11 protein-coding genes, 1 tRNA gene and 1 pseudogene are annotated in these 22620 nt (G+C 28.7%); 7 read left to right on the top strand and 6 right to left on the bottom strand.

Going from position 1 to position 22620, the window contains the following annotated elements; all coding sequences use genetic code 11:
* The first annotated feature begins 428 nt into the window (after nt 1-428).
* Both msbA and lpxK read left to right on the top strand, forming a co-directional pair.
* Nucleotides 429-2174, top strand: coding sequence for a lipid A ABC transporter ATP-binding protein/permease MsbA (gene msbA / locus ERCISPPA3004_RS02880; protein ID WP_157990586.1), 1746 nt, complete (start codon nt 429-431; stop codon nt 2172-2174).
* Entirely contained in the window at nt 2174-3157 is a 984-nt protein-coding gene (lpxK, locus tag ERCISPPA3004_RS02875; RefSeq protein ID WP_157990585.1) for a tetraacyldisaccharide 4'-kinase, read from the top strand. The genes msbA and lpxK overlap by 1 nt, the downstream gene beginning before the upstream one ends.
* A 1304-nt stretch (nt 3158-4461) precedes the next feature.
* Here the strand turns inward: lpxK and ERCISPPA3004_RS02870 are convergent.
* Nucleotides 4462-4537, bottom strand: a tRNA-Ala gene (locus ERCISPPA3004_RS02870).
* A gap of 1592 nt (nt 4538-6129) precedes the next feature.
* On the opposite strand from ERCISPPA3004_RS02870, the gene folA reads away from it, so the two are divergent.
* Nucleotides 6130-6609 (top strand): type 3 dihydrofolate reductase, encoded by a 480-nt coding sequence (folA, locus tag ERCISPPA3004_RS02865; protein WP_174232773.1) that lies wholly within the window; start codon nt 6130-6132, stop codon nt 6607-6609.
* 1459 nt (nt 6610-8068) lie between these two features.
* Here folA and metG read toward each other — a convergent pair.
* Nucleotides 8069-9709, bottom strand: a pseudogene (gene metG / locus ERCISPPA3004_RS02860) (methionine--tRNA ligase); the annotation flags it as partial.
* A gap of 846 nt (nt 9710-10555) precedes the next feature.
* On the opposite strand from metG, the gene trpS reads away from it, so the two are divergent.
* The 4 genes from trpS (at nt 10556) to ERCISPPA3004_RS02840 (ending at nt 15348) form a co-directional block, all read left to right on the top strand.
* Nucleotides 10556-11560: a tryptophan--tRNA ligase gene (trpS, locus tag ERCISPPA3004_RS02855; protein ID WP_157990582.1), complete on the top strand. Its 1005-nt coding sequence runs from the start codon at nt 10556-10558 to the stop codon at nt 11558-11560.
* Nucleotides 11561-12922: 1362 nt separating this feature from the next.
* Complete coding sequence (rpmB, locus tag ERCISPPA3004_RS02850; protein ID WP_157990581.1) at nt 12923-13159, top strand: 50S ribosomal protein L28; 237 nt, start codon at nt 12923-12925, stop codon at nt 13157-13159.
* Nucleotides 13160-13182: 23 nt separating this feature from the next.
* Entirely contained in the window at nt 13183-13350 is a 168-nt protein-coding gene (gene rpmG, locus ERCISPPA3004_RS02845) for a 50S ribosomal protein L33 (RefSeq protein WP_157990580.1), read from the top strand.
* Nucleotides 13351-14361: 1011 nt separating this feature from the next.
* Nucleotides 14362-15348 carry a DNA polymerase III subunit delta' C-terminal domain-containing protein gene (locus ERCISPPA3004_RS02840; RefSeq protein WP_157990579.1) on the top strand — a complete coding sequence of 329 codons (987 nt, stop codon included), beginning with the start codon at nt 14362-14364 and terminating at the stop codon, nt 15346-15348.
* Between the two features lie 594 nt (nt 15349-15942).
* Here ERCISPPA3004_RS02840 and lptG read toward each other — a convergent pair.
* The 4 genes from lptG to alaS form a co-directional block, all read right to left on the bottom strand.
* Nucleotides 15943-17034: an LPS export ABC transporter permease LptG gene (lptG, locus tag ERCISPPA3004_RS02835; protein WP_157990578.1), complete on the bottom strand. Its 1092-nt coding sequence runs from the start codon at nt 17032-17034 to the stop codon at nt 15943-15945.
* Entirely contained in the window at nt 17027-18142 is a 1116-nt protein-coding gene (gene lptF / locus ERCISPPA3004_RS02830; RefSeq protein ID WP_157990577.1) for an LPS export ABC transporter permease LptF, read from the bottom strand. The genes lptG and lptF overlap by 8 nt, the downstream gene beginning before the upstream one ends.
* 1013 nt (nt 18143-19155) lie before the next feature.
* Complete coding sequence (gene csrA, locus ERCISPPA3004_RS02825) at nt 19156-19341, bottom strand: carbon storage regulator CsrA (RefSeq protein WP_157990576.1); 186 nt, start codon at nt 19339-19341, stop codon at nt 19156-19158.
* Nucleotides 19342-19825: 484 nt separating this feature from the next.
* Nucleotides 19826-22459, bottom strand: a complete 2634-nt coding sequence (gene alaS, locus ERCISPPA3004_RS02820; RefSeq protein WP_157990575.1) for an alanine--tRNA ligase — start codon at nt 22457-22459, stop codon at nt 19826-19828.
* Nucleotides 22460-22620: the final 161 nt, after the last annotated feature.

Genomic DNA, 22620 nt, shown 5'->3' with positions numbered 1-22620 from the left:
TAACAATCTTTAGACGATTCTCATATATATAAGATATTTTTTATAGTTTGATATTTTTTATGCATTTGTTGTTTTTGTATATTACAAATATAATAGAATTATGTTTACACATTGCAATATATTTCAAGTTATCAAGACTCAAAGATAATTAAATAGATCACGTAAGATTAAGGTATTACTTATATACCGGAATAAGTTTTAAAGAATTATAATTCTCTATATAATTTGATTTTATTCATAAATATTCTTGTTATAAAGAATATTATTCTACCTAGTATTTTATACTAGCTTCTGTATTTTAAAATTACAGATATATAATAAGATATATAATATAAAACGTAATAAGATAGGATGCGATTAGTCATTCAAAACATTTAATGACTCCAGTCAGGATTAATAATCGTATTGTGATTAATACTGGTTAAGCCATGCATTTTGATCAAGATATCTCTACATGGAAAACATTTCATCGACTATGGCCAATTGTTATACCTTATAAAATAGGATTAATTGTAGCCACCATTGCACTTATTTTAAATGCGGTGGGAGATGCGGTGATGTTATCATTGCTCAAGCCGTTACTGGATGATGGTTTTGGCAAATCAGGTCGTTCAGTGCTATTGTGGATGCCTGTAGTAATTATTACCCTCATGCTATTACGAGGTGTAACTAGTTATGCTTCGAGCTACTGTATTTCATGGGTTTCTGGTAACGTTGTGATGAAAATACGGCGTAATTTGTTTAATCACATGATGGGGATGCCAGTAGCTTTCTTTGATCAGCACTCTACTGGGGTTTTATTATCTCGTATGACCTATGACGTTGAACTAGTTGCTTCTTCATGTTCTAGTGCGTTAGTAACCATAGTACGAGAAAGTGCATCTATTATTGGTTTGTTTATGCTTATGTTTTATTATAGTTGGCAATTATCTTTAATTTTAATTGTGTTATCTCCCTTCGTATCGTTATCTATTAGAACTGTATCTAAACGTTTTCGCACTATTAGTAAGAATATGCAAAATACTATGGGTGAGGTAACTTCAAGTGCAGAAGAAATGCTTAAAGGTCATAAAGAAGTGTTAATTTTTGGGGGTCAGAGCATCGAGAATGAATCTTTTCATCGCGTAAGTAATTGTATGCGTCAGCAAGCTATGAAAATGGTTTCAGCATCATCTATTTCTGATCCTATTATTCAGTTAATTGCTTCGCTAGCATTAGCTCTTGTTTTATTTGCTGCAAGTTTCCCTAGTGTAATGAAAGCATTAACTGCTGGTATTATTACAGTAGTGTTTTCATGTATGATAGGATTAATGCGACCGTTAAAATCTTTAACAAACGTTAACACACAGTTCCAGAGAGGTATGGCGGCATGTCAAACGTTATTTTCCATTTTAGATAGTGAGCAAGAGATAGACCATGGTAGATATATTGTAAAACGTGCTATTGGAAATATTGAATTTCGTGATGTAACTTTTAGTTATCCAGGTCGGGATATTCCAGCTTTAAAAGGTATTAATCTTAGCATTCCGTCTGGAAAAACTGTAGCGCTTGTTGGGAGGTCTGGGTCAGGAAAGTCTACTATTGCTAGCTTATTAACTCGGTTTTATGATATTCAACATGGTAATATTTTTATAGATAATTATGATTTGCGCGAATATAAGTTAAGCTCTCTTCGACATCAGGTAGCTTTAGTTTCTCAGAATGTACATTTATTTAATGATACTATAGCAAATAATATTGCTTACGCTTGTCATGAAAAGTATAGTCGAGCAGATATTGAAAAGGTTGCTGTAATAGCGCATGCAATGGATTTTATTAGCAAGATGGAGAAGGGTTTAGATACAATTATTGGTGAAAATGGTATATTTCTTTCTGGAGGTCAAAGACAACGTATTGCTATTGCGCGCGCAATGCTACGTGATTGCCCGATTTTAATTCTAGACGAAGCTACATCTGCACTTGATACGGAGTCTGAACGTTCAATACAAGCGGCGTTAGATGAATTACAGAAAAACCGCACTTCTTTAGTTATCGCACATCGTTTATCTAGTATTGAAAAAGTAGATGAAATCATTGTGGTTGAGGATGGACAGATTGTAGAAAGAGGGTCTCATAAGGTGTTGCTAGCTTCACAAGGTGTTTATGCTCAACTTTATAAAATGCAATTTGGATAATGATGAAAAATTTTTGGAGCGAAAGCTATCTTCGCTATTTATTATTTCCACTTAGTTTAGCATATGGCCTTATAAGTAATCTTGTGCGACTGAGTTATCTTCTTGGTTTAAGAAAAGTATGGCATGCTCCTGTTCCGGTTGTGGTAATTGGTAATATTACTGTAGGTGGTAATGGCAAAACTCCTTTGGTTATTTGGCTTGTATTAGCTTTACAGCGCTATGGTTTTCAGATTGGTGTAGTTTTACGTGGCTACAAAGGGAAGGGAGTAACTTATCCATTTTTAGTAACTAGGGACACTCAAGCTCATCAAGCAGGTGATGAGGCGGTATTAATTTATCAACGAACTAACGCTATCGTGGGAGTAGCACCTTCAAGAAAAAAAGCAGTAGAAGCAGTTCTAAGTCATTCTGCAGTAGATGTGATTATTACTGACGACGGGTTGCAACATTATGCATTAGCGCGTGATATAGAAATTATAGTTATTGATGGTGAGAGGCGGTTTGGAAATGGTTGGTGGTTGCCTGTTGGTCCTATGCGCGAACTCAAGAGTCGTTTAAATAATGTGACGGCAATTATTTCAAATGGAGGGCAACCTTTACCAGGTGAGCTTAAGATGAATTTAATGCCAGGTTTGGCGGTGAACCTAAAATCTGGAAAACAAAAATCTATAAAAGAATTAGATAATATAGTTGCGATAGCAGGAATTGGAAATCCGGAGCGTTTTTTTAATACTCTTTACAAACATGGTGTGAAGCCGCTTAAAACAGTATCTTTTTCTGATCATCAGATCTATGATTCACTTAGTTTAAATGCATTAACTTCCTTCGGGCAAACACTTCTTATGACCGAGAAAGATGCGGTTAAAGTTCGTAGTTTTTCTGAAGCGCATTGGTGGTATCTTCCAGTAGACGCCGTTTTATCTAGTGTAGCGACTAAACAATTGCTCGCTACTATTTTTAAAGTTATTTTATCTGTATCATAATAGATCTCATAACTTGATAAATGGTCTGCTTTAAATGAAAGGTATATGCATATATATTATTAGTTTCTTGTTTTAGCGGTTACGGTTTCGATTGATATTGAGTGCATCTGTTATATGGGTCAGGTTATTTTTCCTTAGATATATCTTAGAGTATAAACAACAAGGGTGACGATAGTAATTAGAAGGTGATATTGCAATATAGTTATAGGGTTTGAATATCTTATTTGTTTATAACATAAGAATATATTTTATGTGTTTAGATAAGTTTATTCATCTGCGCTCTATTTAAAATAGGGGAGGTGATTTTAATTAGCATTGTATTTTTATAGAAATGAAATATGCTAGTATTTAATGTTTATTATATCACGATGTCAAAGGATCTCTGAAGTTAAATAAACTATATTATTTGTTTATATCAACGTGTTAACAATCGGAGCTTAAAGGTTTTCTAAATATTTATTTTTAGTATATATATGATATATTGAAAAAATTTTTACCTAAATTTATAGCACAAAACTGACCCCTTTTTCTTATAAATAAGAGAAAAATATTTAACAAGTAAAGACGATTTTTCATAACATACCATGGGCTATACAGTGATGTAGCAAGTATAATATTAATATGAAATAATACTGGAGTGTGTTATTAAAAGGATTATTCAATGATAGTAAATCTTAGATTTATTTGCTAAGAAAATTCTTCTTATGTTTTACTAAATTTAATCTAAATCGCAACATTAACTAAAAAAATAGCATAACGAAATAGATTAAAATTTGTATTGTTAATCAAATACAATTTCAGGAGATGTACCTTGTATTCTTACTGTAAAAATATTAAGGCGTATTTATAATATTTTTAATTTATTTAATCATTATAGTTTTTGAGAAAACAAGCGCTTTTTGCATCATAAATATTTGTTAAGAGCAATCTTTAGAAAATAATTCTCAAAATTTTGTTGCATATAATTTATGTTTTAAATTTTTTATGTATGTTTTAGTTTTGATGACTGAGTGCAATTCACTGAAACATCTGTTGGTAGGTTATATAAATTAATCATAATGACATTATTGTAATTAATTTTTTAAAAGTTTTATGTTTTTATGTGACACATTGAGTATAGTTTGATATTTTTTAGTCTCGTTATCTGGATTAAAGGATTTTATGAGATAACTAGAATAATTAATTTTGTGATTGTTTAGTTGTAAAAATTTATATCTTTTATTTTTTTTCTATGTTATTTTTACTATTTTTATTATTTTTAGGAAGAATAGTGTTCTTTTAAATAAGAATTCATCAATTTAAATTGGTGGAGATAAGCGGAATTGAACCGCTGACCTCTTGCATGCCATGCAAGCGCTCTACCAGCTGAGCTATATCCCCTTTATTTATCGAGCACATATTTAAGAAGCATCACATTATTATGTAATATAAAGATAACATTTAGAGATAATAATTGTTATTAAAGATGTATTTTGTTAGAGGGTAATGTTTTTTCTGATCCTGTATGTATTAAAATGTTTACAGTAATATCTATATATTTTAAAAGAAATATATAGTATATTTTTTTATTTAATATCTTAGATGTTTAGATTAGTGGATCTTACACATATATAAAGCATGAATAATTATTGATCTTATGCTTTTGTTTCATAGATTTTTACTTTAAAATAAATAAAAATACTTAGTATTAACTTTAACTTTACTAATCAAAAATGTACGTAATTATTTTTTAGAATCAGTTTTTAGAGAAAACTTAAATAAAATTTCTCGATGTAAGCATAACATTGTAGCATGTTTTATATGTGTAATTTTCTGTGAATCAATATTATGTAAAATTAATATTTTTCAATATTTATTGATTTATTGTCATGTTTTAAACTTTATACTTAAAAATAAGACAATATAAAAAATTATAATAAAAGATAAGTTTTTTAAAATGGCCTAGTAAATAGTCTATTTTAACTGAAGATTAATCTTAAAAATAAATATTAATTCTTATCTTAATCAAGATAAGATATGGTTTTTTATTATCAGATGAATAGTAAAAAAATTTATGACGATATAGCACTGTATTATTGAATTTCATTCATATAAAGTAAAATAGATATTATTTTATTGCAGAATCTTGTTGTGCCGATATTTAGTTAACAATTTCTAAACCTATAAAGCTTAAGAATTTTATAGGTTTAGAAGCATAAATTAACCTATTAATATAAAATGGTAACATACCTGATAAAAATGATAGAATGATAATTTTTTTTATTTGATTAGTTAGTTTTTTTCTAAGAGCATAATTAGGAATTATTATGTAAGTTATAATATAAATATAAGAATTTTATAGGCATGATTATAGATCATATCTAATATTCTAATTTAAGAAAATATTTAACAAAAATTGTATTTTCAATAATTGATGTTACATGATATATCTTTTTTTATAAAATATTTTGAATAAAAGCAACATACTCTATTTTAGTATACTAACGTATAAAAATATTAAAAAGATTATAATCTTAACATATTTATAACTATTTGTCTGCATTACTAATGAATAATATCGATAATATTTTTATATTATATGCATATTGAATATAAAAGCATTAACTGTAACATTAATATGTTATTTATCTTTAAATTCCACTAAAATCACATATTTCTTAACAACTAAATATAATAAAATTATATTTAGTTGTTATTTTTGAGGATTGCCTTATGTATCTAGAGTATGATTTTAAGGAGTTTAAAAATTAATAAAGATTGTTTTTATAATGTGTTCACTAGTTAATGTAATTAATCTAATAAAAAGACTAACAGGTTTTATAATAAAATGAAAGCAGTTTTTTCTTCTCGAGTGCTCTGTATAGTTCTAAAATAAAGATATGTAAAAATTTATTTTATTCGCAGTTGGACTATATTGTTATTAAGTTATTTTATTATTCTCAGTGGCAGCGATATCAGGTTTTGAGATAATGATTATTAGTTTAATTGCAGCCTTTTCACTGAATCGTGTGATTGGTAAGAATAATTCTATACCATGGCATTTACCGGCTGATCTAGAGTGGTTTAGGAAAAATACATTAACTAAACCTGTTATTATGGGGCGTTATACATGGGAGACGATGCGCGCGCCTTTACCAGGGCGTTTAAACATTATCATGACTCGTCATTTACGAAAAAGTACTACAGTTAGGTGGGTTACTAGTATTGAAGATGCATTAAGGGAAGCAAAAGGAGAAGAAGAGGTTATGGTGATTGGTGGATCAGATGTTTATAATCAGTTTATATTACTGGCCGATCGATTATATCTTACTCATATTGATACAGTCATTAGAGGTGATTCGTATTTTCCGCAATATAATTATAACGAATGGCGCCAGATTTTTAGTAAAAATTATCAGGCTAATCAATACAACCAATATAATTTATTTTTTGAGATATTAGTTCGTTCCTAATATTTTTGATTATCTTGAATCCAAGTGAGTCCGCTCTTTAGATAAAAATACCAGGATAGAGTACAATCTATATATTATTTGTTTGCTCTGCGTCAATCTTTGTTAAAATAATGTATCTAAAACATTTTTATAAATCTTGCGTGTTTTAAACATTATGCAGGATGTTTCTAGTAAAACTAATATTGTGTAAGAACAGTACATAACTAATCTTTTAATAAATCAAAATATATTTGCAAATATTTTATTTTTTATAAATAATTTCTAATATGGCAAAATGATTTAGACTTATATTCGTATCTGTAAATACGAATATCTTTTTAGATAGTATCTAAATATATAGTATTGATAAATCTTGGCAGTTAGTTGGCGGTCATAAAAAACAATGCTGAAGGTTATAATAAGGGTTTTTTATTTTTATCGAGGCATTTTTACATTTTACACGTTATGTATTTAGATTAGAAGTAAAAATAAACAACAAATTTTTTTTAATAGCACTTAGATAAATAAAATTCAACTATTTTTTTTATTATTTGTTAAAACATATTTTGTTTAATATATTAGGAGTGATGATTTATGAGCTTGAGAGATAAAAACTCTGAATAAAATTCCGTTTAATATCAATAGTGTTTCAATAGCTCATCTGTTTTAGACAAGAGTAAATCTTCAATGAATAGACAAGAAATTTTATTTTGTAAGTAGTTTCAACTTAGATATTTATTACTCAGAATATAAAGATAAGTATAAGATTTCTATAAATCATAGATATGATTTTAGTAAGCAAATATGATTTATATCATTTATGAACAAAATAGATTTTAAGATTATTTTTATATATTTTGCATATTTAGTGATTTGATAAAAGTGTAAGGATTAGATGATTTGAGCATGATACTATATTGCATAAAAGTATTTATTATTTTTATACAATATATTAAACTTTAAGTCTAATATATCTGTATAAGTTGATCATCAACTATAGGTCGACTATTTATAGTTGTCAAAATTTTGTTTTATTTTGAGATTGCGTGATGTTATTAATCAGTAATTTTTTAGTATTTCATAGTAGGCGTGTTAAGTTATATTGTGTATTATCTTGCAATAATGTAATAAAATTTATACATGTCGTAAGATTATTCTAATAATTTTTTTTTGTTTATGCAATTTGATATTTTTCACATATTCAAAACAGCATTTCAGATATTGTTGTGAGTATTTTATTCAAAAAGTTTTATTAATAAAAAATAATTCTTAATTTCAATGCAGATTTTAGAAAAAATATACCTCATCACATCACACTGGCTATAATCTTATTATCAAGATAATACTATATCAGTGCATTATTAGTTACACATAACGTATGATGCATAATACTTTACTTTAAATTAGTATATGTAATATATTGTACTTTATTTAAAATCTGTGTATATATATTGTATAGCATAAGTTATATTTCCCCCCTTTTTAAATCAGTATTTAGGTTATGGATTTGTTGAGTCTCAATGCGAGAATATAAAATTTGAAATGTATTAATATGATGATTTAACAAGGGTTGCTTGATTTTCTCCCAACTCAGTGAATAGTTTAAAAAATGTTCAGCGCGTCTTGCAAGCGTAGGTGTGACTGGTTTAAGCCAGTTCATTAGTACGTAGAATAGATTAATACCCATTGAACAAATATCGTGCAAGTCAGACTCTCTACCTATTTGTTTTGCTACATGCCATGGCGCTTGTTCATCAATATAACGATTTGCAATATCGGTAAATGCCATGATGCTACGTATAGCACGACTAAATTCACGTTTATCAAAAGCATCACCAATGCTAGTAGACGCATTAACAAATGTTTCATAAAGCTCAGGATCAGGAATAGCAGAAGATAACTGTCCTAAAAAGCGTTGATTTATAAAAGATGCCGTACGTGAAGCTAAATTAACTACCTTATTAACAATATCGCTATTTACACGGTGCATCATATCTTCAAGATTTAGATCCACGTCCTCAATATTTGATGACATTTTGGATGCATAGTAATATCTCAGACTATCAGAGTCAAAATATTTTAGCCATGCTTTAGCTGTAATAAATGTACCCCTTGACTTGGACATTTTAGTGCCATTCACTGTAATATGCCCGTGCACAAAGAGATTAGTCGGAGTACGTAGCTGACTACCAGCAAGTATAGCTGGCCAAAATAGACCATGAAAATAGATGATATCTTTACCGATAAAATGATAAAGATTAGCTTTGGAATCGATTTTCCAAAAAGACTCAAAGTCAATCTCTGTGCGTTTTTGGCATAAGTTTTTAAATGAAGCTATATAGCCAATCGGTGCATCTAACCAAACATAAAAGTACTTACCTGGTGCATTTGGGATTTCAACGCCAAAATATGGTGCATCGCGTGAAATATCCCATTGCTTAAGACCAGCACAAAACCACTCTTGTAATTTACGGGCGACTTTTTCTTGTAAAACCCCTGAATGAATCCATTGTTGTAAAAAATTACTAAATTTTGGTAGATCAAAAAAAAAGTGCTCTGAATAACGCAAAATAGGTACAGTATTAGATAATATAGATTTTGCATTAATTAATTCAGAAGAGTTATATGTTGCAGAACAGACTGCGCAATGATCACCATATTGATCCAGTGATTGACAGTAAGGACAGGTCCCTTGAACAAAACGATCAGGCAGAAACATACCTATTTCATTATCATATAGCTGAGAGATCACTTGAGTTTTGATAAATCCGCCATCTTTTAAACGCGTGTAGATATATTTAGAAAAATCATGATTTTCCTGACTATGAGTAGAGTAGTAATTATCATGGCTAATTTCAAAATTCAAGAAATCTATTTGATGTTCATGATGTATATGTGCAATCATTTCTTCTGTTGGAATTCCTAATGCTTTAGCTTTTAGCATAACCGGTGTTCCATGTGCATCATCAGCGCAGATAAAATATACATTTTTGCCTCGCAGTCTTTGATAGCGTACCCAAATATCCGCCTGTATATGCTCAAACATGTGACCTAGATGGATGGAGCCATTCGCATACGGTAAAGCACATGTTACTAATATATCCTTTTTCACTGTAGTCATAGTAAAAATTTTATCCATTTTAAAATATAAATAGAAGGTTCAATAGTAATTATCGACATTGTAATGCGTATATTATAGCTCTTATATGAATAGATATGTTTTTAAAATTTTCTTATTATAATGTAATTATACAGTTTGTTCATATAGCTTGTTTATACAGTATTCAACTATTGTAATCTAGATGATCATGTATTATAAAATGTTAATAACATAAAAGATCTTAAATGATATTTATAAAAATAATATAATAATTCTGTGATGCATTCAAAAATAATGCAAAAGATAGCTATATATCACAGATTTTAAATTATAGTGTCTAATAATATTATAGTAAAATGTGCAATATAGTAACTATACTAAAGTAAGTAATGTAACGATATTGTTATTTTTTTGGGTTTGACGCATTTAATTAAGGTATAATAAATTATTAGAAAAGTTTTTGTTTACAGTGGTTTTATTCAAAAAATTTTACTAAAATATTTTATACTATATTTAGTCATATGTTCAATCTTTTACAAAATGAGAATTTTGTAAAGAACAATACTATAGTTCAGTGACGCCAAAATATATAATAACTATTATAAATTAAGAGTTAAAGTTTGTTTAGTATATACTATCACTAGTTGTTTTTTGAAAAGATTAGTTAGAATTATTTATAATCAGCATGAGTTACCAGCAATATGGGTTAAACAAAATTATAAGCTAATATAGCTAATATAAAGACATTCTGATAGCAGATATAAGTATAGTTTTATGTTTGTTATGGAAGAGTTTTTTGATTTGTAAGAATCAGTAGTCTTTATATTTAACAGAGCAGTGATTCATTAATAAATATTAGGTAGTTATATGAAAAAACCTATTGTATTTAGCGGCGCAAAACCGTCCGGTCAGTTAACTCTAGGAAATTACATTGGGGCACTGCGTCAGTGGGTAAAGATGCAGGATAAGTATCAGTGTATGTACTGTATAGTTGATCTGCATGCATTGACTGTGCGAAAAGATCCAGAATTGTTGCGTAACGCTATATTAGATACAATAGCACTTTATTTGGCATGTGGTATTGACCCACAAAAAAGCATTATTTTTATTCAGTCACATGTGTCTGAGCACGCTCAGCTTAGCTGGATTTTAAATTGTTATACTTCTTTTGGTGAGTTAAAAAGAATGACGCAATTTAAAGATAAATTAGTGAGCTATCAAGAGAATATTAATGCTGGTTTATTTAATTATCCAGTGCTAATGGTAGCTGATATTCTCTTATATCAGGCCTCAAAAGTGCCGATTGGAGAAGACCAAAAGCAACACTTAGAACTAAGTCGTCATGTGGCTAAGCGTTTTAATAGATTATATGGTGATGTTTTTCAAATACCTGAACCAATATTTCCACAGTTTGGTGGACGTGTTATGTCGTTACTAGAACCATCTAAAAAGATGTCTAAAACTGATCATGTTCTAGGTAATATTATTACACTTCTGGAAACTCCTGAATCAGTCACAAAAAAAATTAAGCGCGCTATTACTGATAACGACTATCCTCCAATAGTGCGATATGATCTTAATGGTAAGCCAGGTGTTTCTAATTTATTGAGTATTTTATCGGTTATAAGCCAAACCCCTATCACAGAGTTAGAGATTATGTTTCATAATAAGCAATATAGTTATCTTAAGACTGTAACAGCAGAAACAGTTTCTAATATGCTTATCAAATTTCAGGCATTATACTATGATTATCGAAACCATGAAGATTTTCTTTTACAAGTGATTCGAAAAGGGGCACAGATAGCGCGAAGTGAAGCTCAGATTACATTACAAAAGGTTTATCATAGTATTGGTTTAATTACGGAATTTTAAATAATCTTTTATTGTATGAAAATCCTGAATTTTTTAAGTTGTGTGACAGTTATCTACATTTTTAGTAATCTAAGATGCATATCTCAAATAATTGTTGAGTAGTAAATTATATATCTGATCAAAATTAAGTTTTCTCAGAAACGTAACTCAGAATATACGCTGATTTGATATATTTGATGTTTTATATTTATTTTACGGTAATATCTGGTATTATTATATAATTTGATAATTTTTATGAATCTTATTATCTTATTTATTTTTTTTGTATAGATAATTCTAAGATTTTATTATATTAAGACAATTTATCTTAACAAGATTAAATTTTATTAAATAATTTTATCATTATTACATAATATTTTTCTATAATGATGGTATACATACTGATTATTATCTTTCTATAGAAAGTCAGTAACGTCAAGTTAGATAACAGTGTTTATTGGTAACTTACTGCTGATATTGTTAGAGAGAATATATTAAATCGTATATTTTCTCTTTGATAGATTGTGTAATATTGTAAAATATTAAAGTATACCTAGCTTGGTATTGATTAACCTCTAGTCAATATAGAGATATGCTGATTCTAAATAGTTCTAAAATTGAAAGTCAAATGTCAAGGATTGGGTCTAGTTAAGACTTTATTTTAATTGATTTAATCAGTTTTAAGTAAGATCGCTTAAATGAGATTGCAGTTAATCTGTATGGTGTATTTAGCTTTTAATAAATCAATATGTTTATTTTTTATAAAAATTTTGAATCTTAATTCTATATATAAAAATATTATATATTTTATATTCATGAAAATATTTAATTATTTTGATATTTTAGTAATGTTATTAAAAATATAAAATATTTATTTATTATCGTATTTTAACGTAATTTAATTCATATTAATTTTTATTATGTGATCATATATATTTATTGTAATATGAGAATATTATTTCTATATTTCATATAGTATTTTTAGAGAGTATTATTACAAACAGATAAATAAATTAATGAAATAATAATATTATTTTTTTATTTTTTATTGTATGATTTTGTATATTAATTATAATGATTTTATACAAATTACTTATAGAGTAAGTATTCATTACAAATAAATATAGATTAATATATTTTAAACATTCAATCTATTAAAATCAACACTAAATCAATTGCAGTTTCTTTTCTTGGTTCTATTTAATGCCTTAAAAGTAATATTTTATAAACAGTCTTTTACAGACGCTTTTATTACACATATTACAAATCTTTTAAAGAAACAGAAGATATATATCTTGCGATTAAAAATAGTAAAATTTATAAAACTTAATATAGATTAGTGAATCTATATTAAGTTTTATGTAGAGCTATGGAGATATCAATATGTCAAATGTCTGTCAAGTTACTGGAAAGCGTCCCATGACTGGACACAATCGTTCGCACGCAATGAATGCAACAAAGCGTCGCTTTCTTCCAAATCTGCACTTGCATCGATTTTGGGTTGAAAATGAAAAACGCTTTATTAAACTACGTTTATCCGCAAAAGGTATTCGTATTATCGATAAAAATGGCATCGAAACAATTTTGTCTAATTTAAGACAAAATGGTCATAAACATTAAATATTAATAGAAGGATTTTTAATATGGCAAAAGGAGTTCGCGAGATAATTAAGATGATTTCATCTGCTGGTACAGGCCATTTTTATACAACTACAAAAAATAAACGAAATAAAGCTGAAAAATTAGAATTAAAAAAATTTGATCCAATAGTGCGTCAACATGTGATTTATAAAGAGGCAAAGATTAAATAATGAATTCATCGTAACACATAAATATTTTGATAATATTCACCAAATATTGATTGATTTTATCAAGTATTATTAAATATATATATATACTATACTTTATGCTTAAAATTAGTACGCTAATTATATATGTTTCTTATACAAAACATACATATTTATATATGTATGTTTTGTATCGCAATATTATCACAGGGGTGATATATAGGTGCTATAAATGATTTAATTAATATAAAATTGTATGTTTGTAGGTATAATTTGTATATAAAATGACAGGTTATAGCATTTAATGTAACTCAGTAAGTTTGTGTTAGATAGAAAATTTAATTAATATTTTCGATATAGAACAGCAGGAGGTTAAAGATCTCCGATTAGGTTAATTTCTAATGAGATAAAATTAGTTGTTTAGTTTTACTAAACGTTTAAGGTAATTTTTATTATAAATTATAGTGTATGTCATTTTGGACAATCCAACTTTTATCATATGTTGGATTGTCATTTTATTTAAGGCTCAATTTTTCCATGAGACACCGATGTGTTATTAAGGTATTAAGATTTAATATAGATGGTAAGAAATATTTAATGTTTACATCATTACATCATGCATGATACATCTTATAATTTATCAACATAAAGATTTTAGAATTTATTGCTCATCTATAAATTACAGAAATTTTTCATGCATTAAGGCATGAAGAAAATAGTAGATCATCACTAGAAGCCAGAAGACTTAAAGATGTTAATCAGTCAGTAAGTGCCTAATATTGTAGATAGATAGCGTATTCTAGGTTTTTCTTGCAACCCTTAAAGAAATTACATGAGCATAAAATTATGTCAATCTAGAAAAAGTTGTGTATTTTTGAACACTTAATATTTGATCAGTAAATATGAGTTTAGTGTTCTTCGATTGCTATAATTTCAGTCCAAGTGATTAATATACTACTTTTGTAGTCATAGGTTTGTGTAATGTAATTGTATCTACAAAATATAAAAATAAATTAGTTAAAGATAGGAATAGTAATGCACTGGTACCCTTGGTTGAATGATAGTTATCGTCAAATACTTACGCAATATATATTAAATCGTGGACATCATGCGTTATTAATTCAATCTGTACCTGGCATAGGCTCTAAATTGTTAGTTCGAGCAATAGAGAGATGGTTGATGTGCCATCAACCACAAGAAATAAAAAGTTGCAGAAAATGTCATTCTTGTCAGTTAATGATTTCTGGAAATCATCCTGATTTATATCATCTAGAATCACAAAAAGGTCAGAATACTATTGGTATTGATAGTGTTCGTAAAATTAAAGAAAAATTGTATCATCATGCTAGTTTAGGTGGCGCTAAGGTGTGTTGTTTGTTAGAAGCACATCAATTAACAGATTCTGCTTCTAATGCATTATTAAAAGTCATAGAAGAGCCACCTGCTAATACTTGGTTTGTTCTTTATCTTCATGACTCTGATTATTTGTTAGAGACATTACGTAATCGCTGTGTTGTATGGAAATTATCTGTTCCTGATAAAAAGTTAAGTCTGATGTGGTTACATCGTCATCATCCTTCGGATATGCAAAAACATAATGTAGCGCTTCGTTTATCTTTTGGGGCGCCGGTTAAAGCGTTAGAATTATTATCAGAGTCATGCTGGAAGCATCGCTTACAAATATGCAATGCTTTTTTTAAAGCCATTGATGGTGATATATTGAGTTTATTACCAATACTATATCAGAATAATACAATTAGATGTATAGAATGGTTATGCTCTTTATTGCTTGATGCAGCAAAGTGGACTCAAGGTGCAATGCAGTTTATTAGTAATATAGATCAAACATCGTTAGTGATTGATATTGCAAAACGGTTACCAATAAATATACTTAATGATAGTATGCGCCAATGGATGATATGTCGATATAGGTTGTTAACAATTTCAGGAATCAACTGTGAGTTATTGTTAACAGAACAATTATTACAGTGGGAATATGATATTTCTCATTATAAAGATTAATGATTTTAATCTTTATAAAAATATATTGCTTGATATCTCAACTAAAGAAAATAGTATAGCAAGAATGACATATCAAATAATTTTTTGATAATGCTCCTGTTCAGCTAGATAAGTAATAAATATTTTTATATAAATGTATTATATTTATTTTTATAGCGTCAATGCTAAATAAGTCTCTTGTGAGAGATAGCTCGCTTAATTTATAAAGAATTTTATCTCATCAGATCAGTAAATATAATTACAGAAATTTTCAGTAATTAGAAAAATTTATACAGTCAGCATCTTACTTCTGATTACCATAATGAGTAAAATAACAAAAATAATCTTAATATCCAAGTAATACTAAAATTTTATTATTATAATAACATAGATAGTATCTTCTTAATATGAATAGTATTATATATCATAAGTTGTATTTATATCAGAAATTCTTAAGAGTGCCTAAAACATTATCCGCTTATTATGATTATATTATGGAGTTAATCAGTCTGAGCGTTTTATATTAGAGATCTTATGTAAGGTTATATTTTATATTAATATTAATCTATTTCATAAGGTTAGAAAAAAAGTGTTTTTATATGTTTGATATTTCTTTTATTGTTTCCATGCCACCAATATTACAAGACTAATAGTAAAAAATATTATGCTTGGAAGCAAAGCACCTAAAAGGGGATGGATGTGACAGATTACACTAAGTAGTCCAAAGAGTTGATTTAGAACGTAAAATACAAAACCTAAAATAACACCTATAACTATTTTAATGTTTATTGTTATATCTTGAAATGGGCCAAAAAGGAATGATATTGCCATTAAAATCATTACCATTAAAGATAAGGGGTCAAAAATTTTTCTCCATAGATTAAATCTATAACGCATACTGACTTGGCCGGTTTGCTGAAAGTACTTCGTATAACTATATAGCCCTCTAATTGATAATGTCTCTGGATTAAGAGCAATTATTTGTAGTTTTTCAGGTATGATAGAAGTACGCCAATTTTGATGTAGTGCATAAGTATGTTTAATTTGTTTTATATTTCTAAAATCAGCTTGATCAACTTGTTCTAATATCCAAAATTTTTTATTTGTGTTATATTTAGCAGATTTTGCATATTTTATAATTTGAAGAGGTCTGTTTTTATCAAAACTTTGACCAAAGCAATAAATAGTAAGGCCGAAAATATAATTAGATCTATAAATGTGTTTAATAAATACAAAATTTTCATTATCTTTGGCCCATACTCCCATTTGATTAAGGCTAAGTGTTGTATTCATTAGCTTGTTGTCTCTATAGTTATGTGCTATTTGCTCTCCTATAGGAGCAATAAATTCACTGATAACCATCATAATAAATATAAGAGGAATAGTAATTGTCATTACTGATTTTGCAATTTTTACACGAGTAAAACTCAATGCTTGCATTGCAATTAGTTCTCTATTTTGCGTAAGGGTGCCCAATCCTATTAATGCTCCTAATAGTGCCCCCATTGGAAAAAATAACTCAATATCTTTAGGTATACTAAAGGTTGTATATATCATAGCACCAAGTGCAGTATATGTTCCTTGTCCGATTTTTCTTAATTGATCGACAAATTTAATTACACTAGAAAGAGATACTAATACAAAGAGTGTTGCAAGAATATTATAAAATATTGTTTTACAAATATACTTATCAAGTATATTAAGCATTTAAAATTACATCTTTTCGGATAAAGCGCTCACGAAGTCGACGCATTGGCATAGTATCCCACACATTTAATATTATACCTATACATAAATAGGTAAGGTTAATTAACCACATTGAGATCGCGGGGTTTATAAAACCCTTTTTACCACTAGACTGCATTAAGCTTTGTAGCAAAAAGAAGATGAGATATAAAAGAATCGCTGGTAACATTGAAAGTAAGCGTCCATGTTTAGAATTGACCCCACTCAGTGGAATAACGATCAGCCCCATAACAAACACTGAGAAAATAAGTGTTAAACGCCAGTGCAATTCACTGTGGTAGTCAGGTTTTTTTATATTAGAATACCACAGAACAGGCAAGCTCATTTGTTCGGCATGATAAATTGTTTGGTTGATGCGTGGAGGGTAAATTATTGCTTGATAGTTTTTAAAATGTGTCACCCGAAAATTACAAAGTAATGCAGTTCCTTCGAATTGTGCCCCGTTATTTAATGTAATGATTTGAGCGCCATCTTTTCTGCGATTAATTTGCCCATATTCTGCAGTAATAATATAAGGTTGACTGTGCCTCTTTTTCTGTAATTGTATAAGAAAGATTTTTTGAAAAATGTTATCTTTGATTTTTTCAACAAAGAACACTATGTTTCCATCAGCTGATCTTTGAAATTGACCTGGAATTAATGATTTTGCGCTAAGAGTCATTTTTGTATTTTGTATGAGCCTATATTGATATCCTGCAGACCAGGGTCCTATCCAGCCACTGTTAACAGATGCTATAAATATATTTAAAAGTATGATTACCATGGAGGCTTGCATTAACACGTGTTTATTTAGACCACAAGCATGCATCACGATAATTTCGTTGTTAGTGTATAGCCTGCCTAGTGTAATTAAAATAGCTAAAACTAAACTCAACGGCAGGATTAGCTGCGTCATAATTGGTATACCAAGAGCCAGTCCTGTAATAACTATATCAATCGGGATATCATTTTCTACCGCGGACCCTAATATTTTTACTAGTTTCTGACAAAAGAAAACTAAGAGCAGAATAAATAAGATAGTTATTTGGGTTTTAAGTATTTCCCTAACTAGGTATCTAATAATAATCACATGAATAGTGCTTGTAAAATTGATTTTTGTTAGAAAAAATTTTAGTCATCATTTGATGTATTTTGTGCACCTCTTATTGTAGAATAAAATTCTATAATTTTCCTATGTCCTAGTAAGGTGTAATTTTTGATGCATTGGTTGGATATTGAAATGATGGTTTTAATAAAACCACTAGTACAAGTGTCTATTGATTACGTGATATAAATATTGTTTAAGATTAAAGCAGACCAGGCTAGTTTTAGGTTTGATCAGAATGACCAGTATCTTATCGTGTTATTGAGCAGGATTGTAGCTGCATATAATTTTGATCATGCTGGCCATATTTTTTTTACATAGATAACTATAGTTTACTGCATACCCTATAAAAAAATTTTTATTAAATTTTTATAATTTAATACAAATTATTTTTATTTTAGCAATTTTACTTTACAATTCTAATATTTTAATTCTAATTGGTGTATATTTTTATTATATCTTTATACGAGAAATAGAATGTTGCAATTCATATAATATACAAAAGTATCTTATATATGATAATAGTTAATATTATAATTCTAAATTATTTTAATATTTAACTGAATAAATGGTATTATTATAAATAATGATTTTTATACTCTTAATTAAGTATATCTCTTATTAAAAAAAATTTTTAATTTATTGAATTTATATATTATGAGCAGAATATATGTATATAATAATATAATATCATTAATTTAAATGATAAAATAATCCTATAATAAATTATATTTAATATTATACTATATTTTACAATTAGTATATAAAGTTTTGATTATAAAATGATATTTTTATAGTCATATAACTAAGTTTTTATCTTATTGTCATTGCATGCTTGTTATAAATTATTTGTATTTTAGTGTTTGATAAAATTATTTTGACGAAATTATGATATCTATCATATAGATTCTATGAATCATATGATAGATATCAAGAAACTAGCTGCATGACACATACAGATTTGTTTTAGATTATGCCGATACTGAATAAAAGATATATTAGTAAATTGTTTGCTGTGTTTTTTCTGCTTGTATACGCTGATAAATTTCTTCACGATGCACTGAAATTTTTTGAGGAGCGTTAACACCAATACGTATTTGATTACCTTTGACTCCTAATACAGTAACAGTTACTTCGTCACCGATCATCAGGGTTTCACCAACTCGACGAGTTAGAATAAGCATTGTTGTCTCCTAAACAGATTAATATAGTGGTCGCACTGGGTTCGAGAGTTCTAAAAAAATATTAGAATACTACGTTATATGCTAGCTCAGACACTATAGTCTTAAATATATACTATACTATCTTATTCTATTGATTAAGATCAAATATAGATAAAAAGCCATATGATACTCTTACCATAGATATTATAATCTTAAGTTTCTTTAGATAATTTAAAGAACGATTTTTCTGAGTACCTTGATAGGCTTGTTTGTATAAGAACATATTTATTATACAGTATATTTTGTAGGTTAATTTTCTGTTTTAATGAATACATTGCTTATATTCTTGTAATTTGATTCATGTATTCGAAATAATATAGAATTTTTTTAGATAACATTACACTCTAAGTAAGAGAAAATTGTATGATAATTAATAAAACTTATTGAAGCATAAAAACAAACATACTTCTTTGTCAATGTAAAAATAACTTTCCTGCACGTAAGATTAGTTTAATCTATCTGAGATCCATGATTTTACGTTAGTTAACGCTGTAGGCAAAGCTTCTATATTTATACCAGTTGCTTGAGCTAGATATGGGCTTCCCCCGCCCTTGCCGTGAACCTGTTTTGCTAGATACTCTAAGAGATGAGTAGCTGTAATATGATGAATGAGATCCTTGGTTACACCAGTAATTAGAGAGATTTTGCCGTTCGAAATCATTGCTAATACAATAATTGTTGATCCTAGGTGATGCTTAAGATTATCAACTAGGATGCGGAGCATTTTAGGCTCTAAAATGTTTATATGGCTGATTATTATTTTAGTATTTTTTATTGTTATAGATTGTTTTCTTAATAATAAACTCTCTTGTATAATCTGTTGGTTTTGTAATTTCTGTAATTGTTTTTCTAAAGTATGCGTATATGCTATGAGAGAGTTGACTTTTTTATATAGATTACGGTGATTAGATTTTACTAGTTGAGCAATTTCTGCTAATGTGTCATATGGGTAGTATATATGTAATAATGCTTCTTCTCCAGTTACCGCTTCAATACGTCTTATCCCTGATGCATTACCTGATTCAGAAGTTATATGAAACAGTCCGATATCGCCTGTACGATGAGCATGCGTTCCTCCACATAGCTCTATAGAAAAGTCATCTATTTTTAAAACTCGAACATATTGGTCATATTTTTCATTAAATAAAGCTATAGCTCCAAGACTTATAGCTTTATTTAGTTCCATGATGTGTACTTCAATCGGTACGTTTCGACGGATTTGTTTATTAATTATTATTTCTACTTGACGAATTTCTTGCTGTGTCATTGGCTGATCATATGAAAAATCAAAACGTAAACTTTGTGCAGTAATTAGCGATCCTTTTTGCATAACTTTTGGGCCAAGAATAAGGCGTAAGGCAGCTTGTAGTAGATGAGTCGCTGAATGATTGAGGCGAATACTTGTTTGATTTGGTTCATCAACTTGCGCTAAAACAGTGTCACCTGTACTGAGTTTTCCATGACTGAGTGTGCCAATATGCCCAATAGCTTGAGAGTATTTTTTTGTGTTTTTTATTATAAAACAAGTATCATGATGAGCTTTGAGAGTACCGATATCGCCAATTTGCCCACCTCCTTCAGGATAGAAGGGGGTGTAATCCAGAATTATGATTCCATCTTGCCCGGAATAGATAGTGTCTACTATTTCTTCATTAACAATGATCATAGAAATGATCGCATTTAGTTGTAAACGATCATAACCTTTAAATTTTGATTTATGAGTGATATAAAGTATATTGTTATAATTAGTATTAAAACCACTTGCATTTCTTGCTTTCTGGCGCTGTTCTTGCATAGCAAGCGTAAAGCCTACTTTATCTATGGATATATGACGCTCGTTACATATATCCTCAATTAATTCTACGGGAAACCCAAATGTATCATATAAGCGGAATATTACCTTACCATTAAGTATATTTCCTGGTGTTTTTCTCAGTTCTTGATTTAATAGAAGAAGTCCATTTTTTAGTATTTTTACGCATTTTTCTTCTTCAGTTTTTAGAACTTCTTCTACTTTATCTTGATTTTTCTTAAGAATCTCTGCACCTTCATTCATAGCATGAATTAATGGAGATACTAGTTTGAAAAAGAAACCTTTTTGTGCGCCTAATGTGTATCCGTGACGTATAGCTCTGCGGATTAAACGGCGTAACACATAAGATCGGTTCTCATTTGATGGTAGCACGCCATCTGCAATAAGAAACGCACATGACCTAATATGATCGGCAATAACGTGTAGTGATTGATCATGAATTTTTGTAGTACCTGTAATTTGAATAATTGATTTAATTAGTGCTTTAAATAGATCAATATTGTAATTTGAATGAACATTTTGAATAACTGCTGCAATACGTTCTAGCCCCATCCCTGTATCAACTGCTGGTGTCGGTAAAGGTATCATTGTGCCATCAGATTTACGATTAAACTGCATAAATACAAGATTCCATATTTCAATATAACGATCTCCATTTTCTTCTGTGCTACCTGGTACTCCTCCTGGAATATGATCACCATGATCGAAGAATATTTCAGAGCATGGACCACAAGGCCCCGTTTCGCTCATTTGCCAAAAGTTATCCGAGGCATATGGGCCGCCTTTGTTGTTACCGATTCGAATAATGCGATCAAGAGGTAGCCCAATGTTTTTTGCCCAAATGTTAAAAGCTTCATTATCTTCTGCGTATACTGTAACTAATAGTTTATGTTTTGGTAGTCCAAACCATTTTGGACTAGTGAGCAATTCCCAGGCAAATGAGATTGCTTCTTGTTTAAAATAATCACCAAAACTAAAATTTCCAAGCATTTCAAAAAATGTATGATGACGCGCAGTATAGCCTACCTTTTCTAGGTCATTATGTTTACCACCGACTCTTAAACAACGTTGAGCAGTAGTTACGCGAGTATATTTTGGTTCTTCTTGTCCAAGAAAAATACTTTTGAACTGATTCATGCCAGCATTAGTAAATAATAGTGTTGTATCATTAGGTAGTATCAGTGGGCTACTAGTTATAATCTGATGCCCTTTGCTATGAAAAAAATTAAGAAATTCTTGACGAATCTGTGCAGTGCTTTTACTCATATTTATCCTAGATGACATCAATATATACTGCGAAATTTATTGTATATTATATAATAATAAAAATATGATTAGAAATGAATTATTGTGACTTAAATTATATAGAATATTTTATCAGAGCATTAACAAGTTTAAAATAGTAAATATATTGTATAAGATGAATA

This window comes from Candidatus Erwinia haradaeae, from assembly GCF_900698995.1.
Classification (GTDB): Bacteria; Pseudomonadota; Gammaproteobacteria; order Enterobacterales; family Enterobacteriaceae; genus Erwinia_E; species Erwinia_E haradaeae_C.
This window is presented reverse-complemented; position numbering and strand designations above follow the sequence as displayed.

Bases quoted from the DNA above. Each gene is read 5' to 3' on its own strand.
- lptG (WP_157990578.1), bottom strand. From the start codon at position 17,034: ATGCTTAATATACTTGATAAGTATATTTGTAAAACAATATTTTATAAT.
- alaS (WP_157990575.1), bottom strand. From the start codon at position 22,459: ATGAGTAAAAGCACTGCACAGATTCGTCAAGAATTTCTTAATTTTTTT.
- rpmB (WP_157990581.1), top strand. From the start codon at position 12,923: ATGTCAAATGTCTGTCAAGTTACTGGAAAGCGTCCCATGACTGGACAC.
- rpmG (WP_157990580.1), top strand. From the start codon at position 13,183: ATGGCAAAAGGAGTTCGCGAGATAATTAAGATGATTTCATCTGCTGGT.
- csrA (WP_157990576.1), bottom strand. From the start codon at position 19,341: ATGCTTATTCTAACTCGTCGAGTTGGTGAAACCCTGATGATCGGTGAC.
- ERCISPPA3004_RS02840 (WP_157990579.1), top strand. From the start codon at position 14,362: ATGCACTGGTACCCTTGGTTGAATGATAGTTATCGTCAAATACTTACG.
- msbA (WP_157990586.1), top strand. From the start codon at position 429: ATGCATTTTGATCAAGATATCTCTACATGGAAAACATTTCATCGACTA.
- trpS (WP_157990582.1), top strand. From the start codon at position 10,556: ATGAAAAAACCTATTGTATTTAGCGGCGCAAAACCGTCCGGTCAGTTA.
- lpxK (WP_157990585.1), top strand. From the start codon at position 2,174: ATGATGAAAAATTTTTGGAGCGAAAGCTATCTTCGCTATTTATTATTT.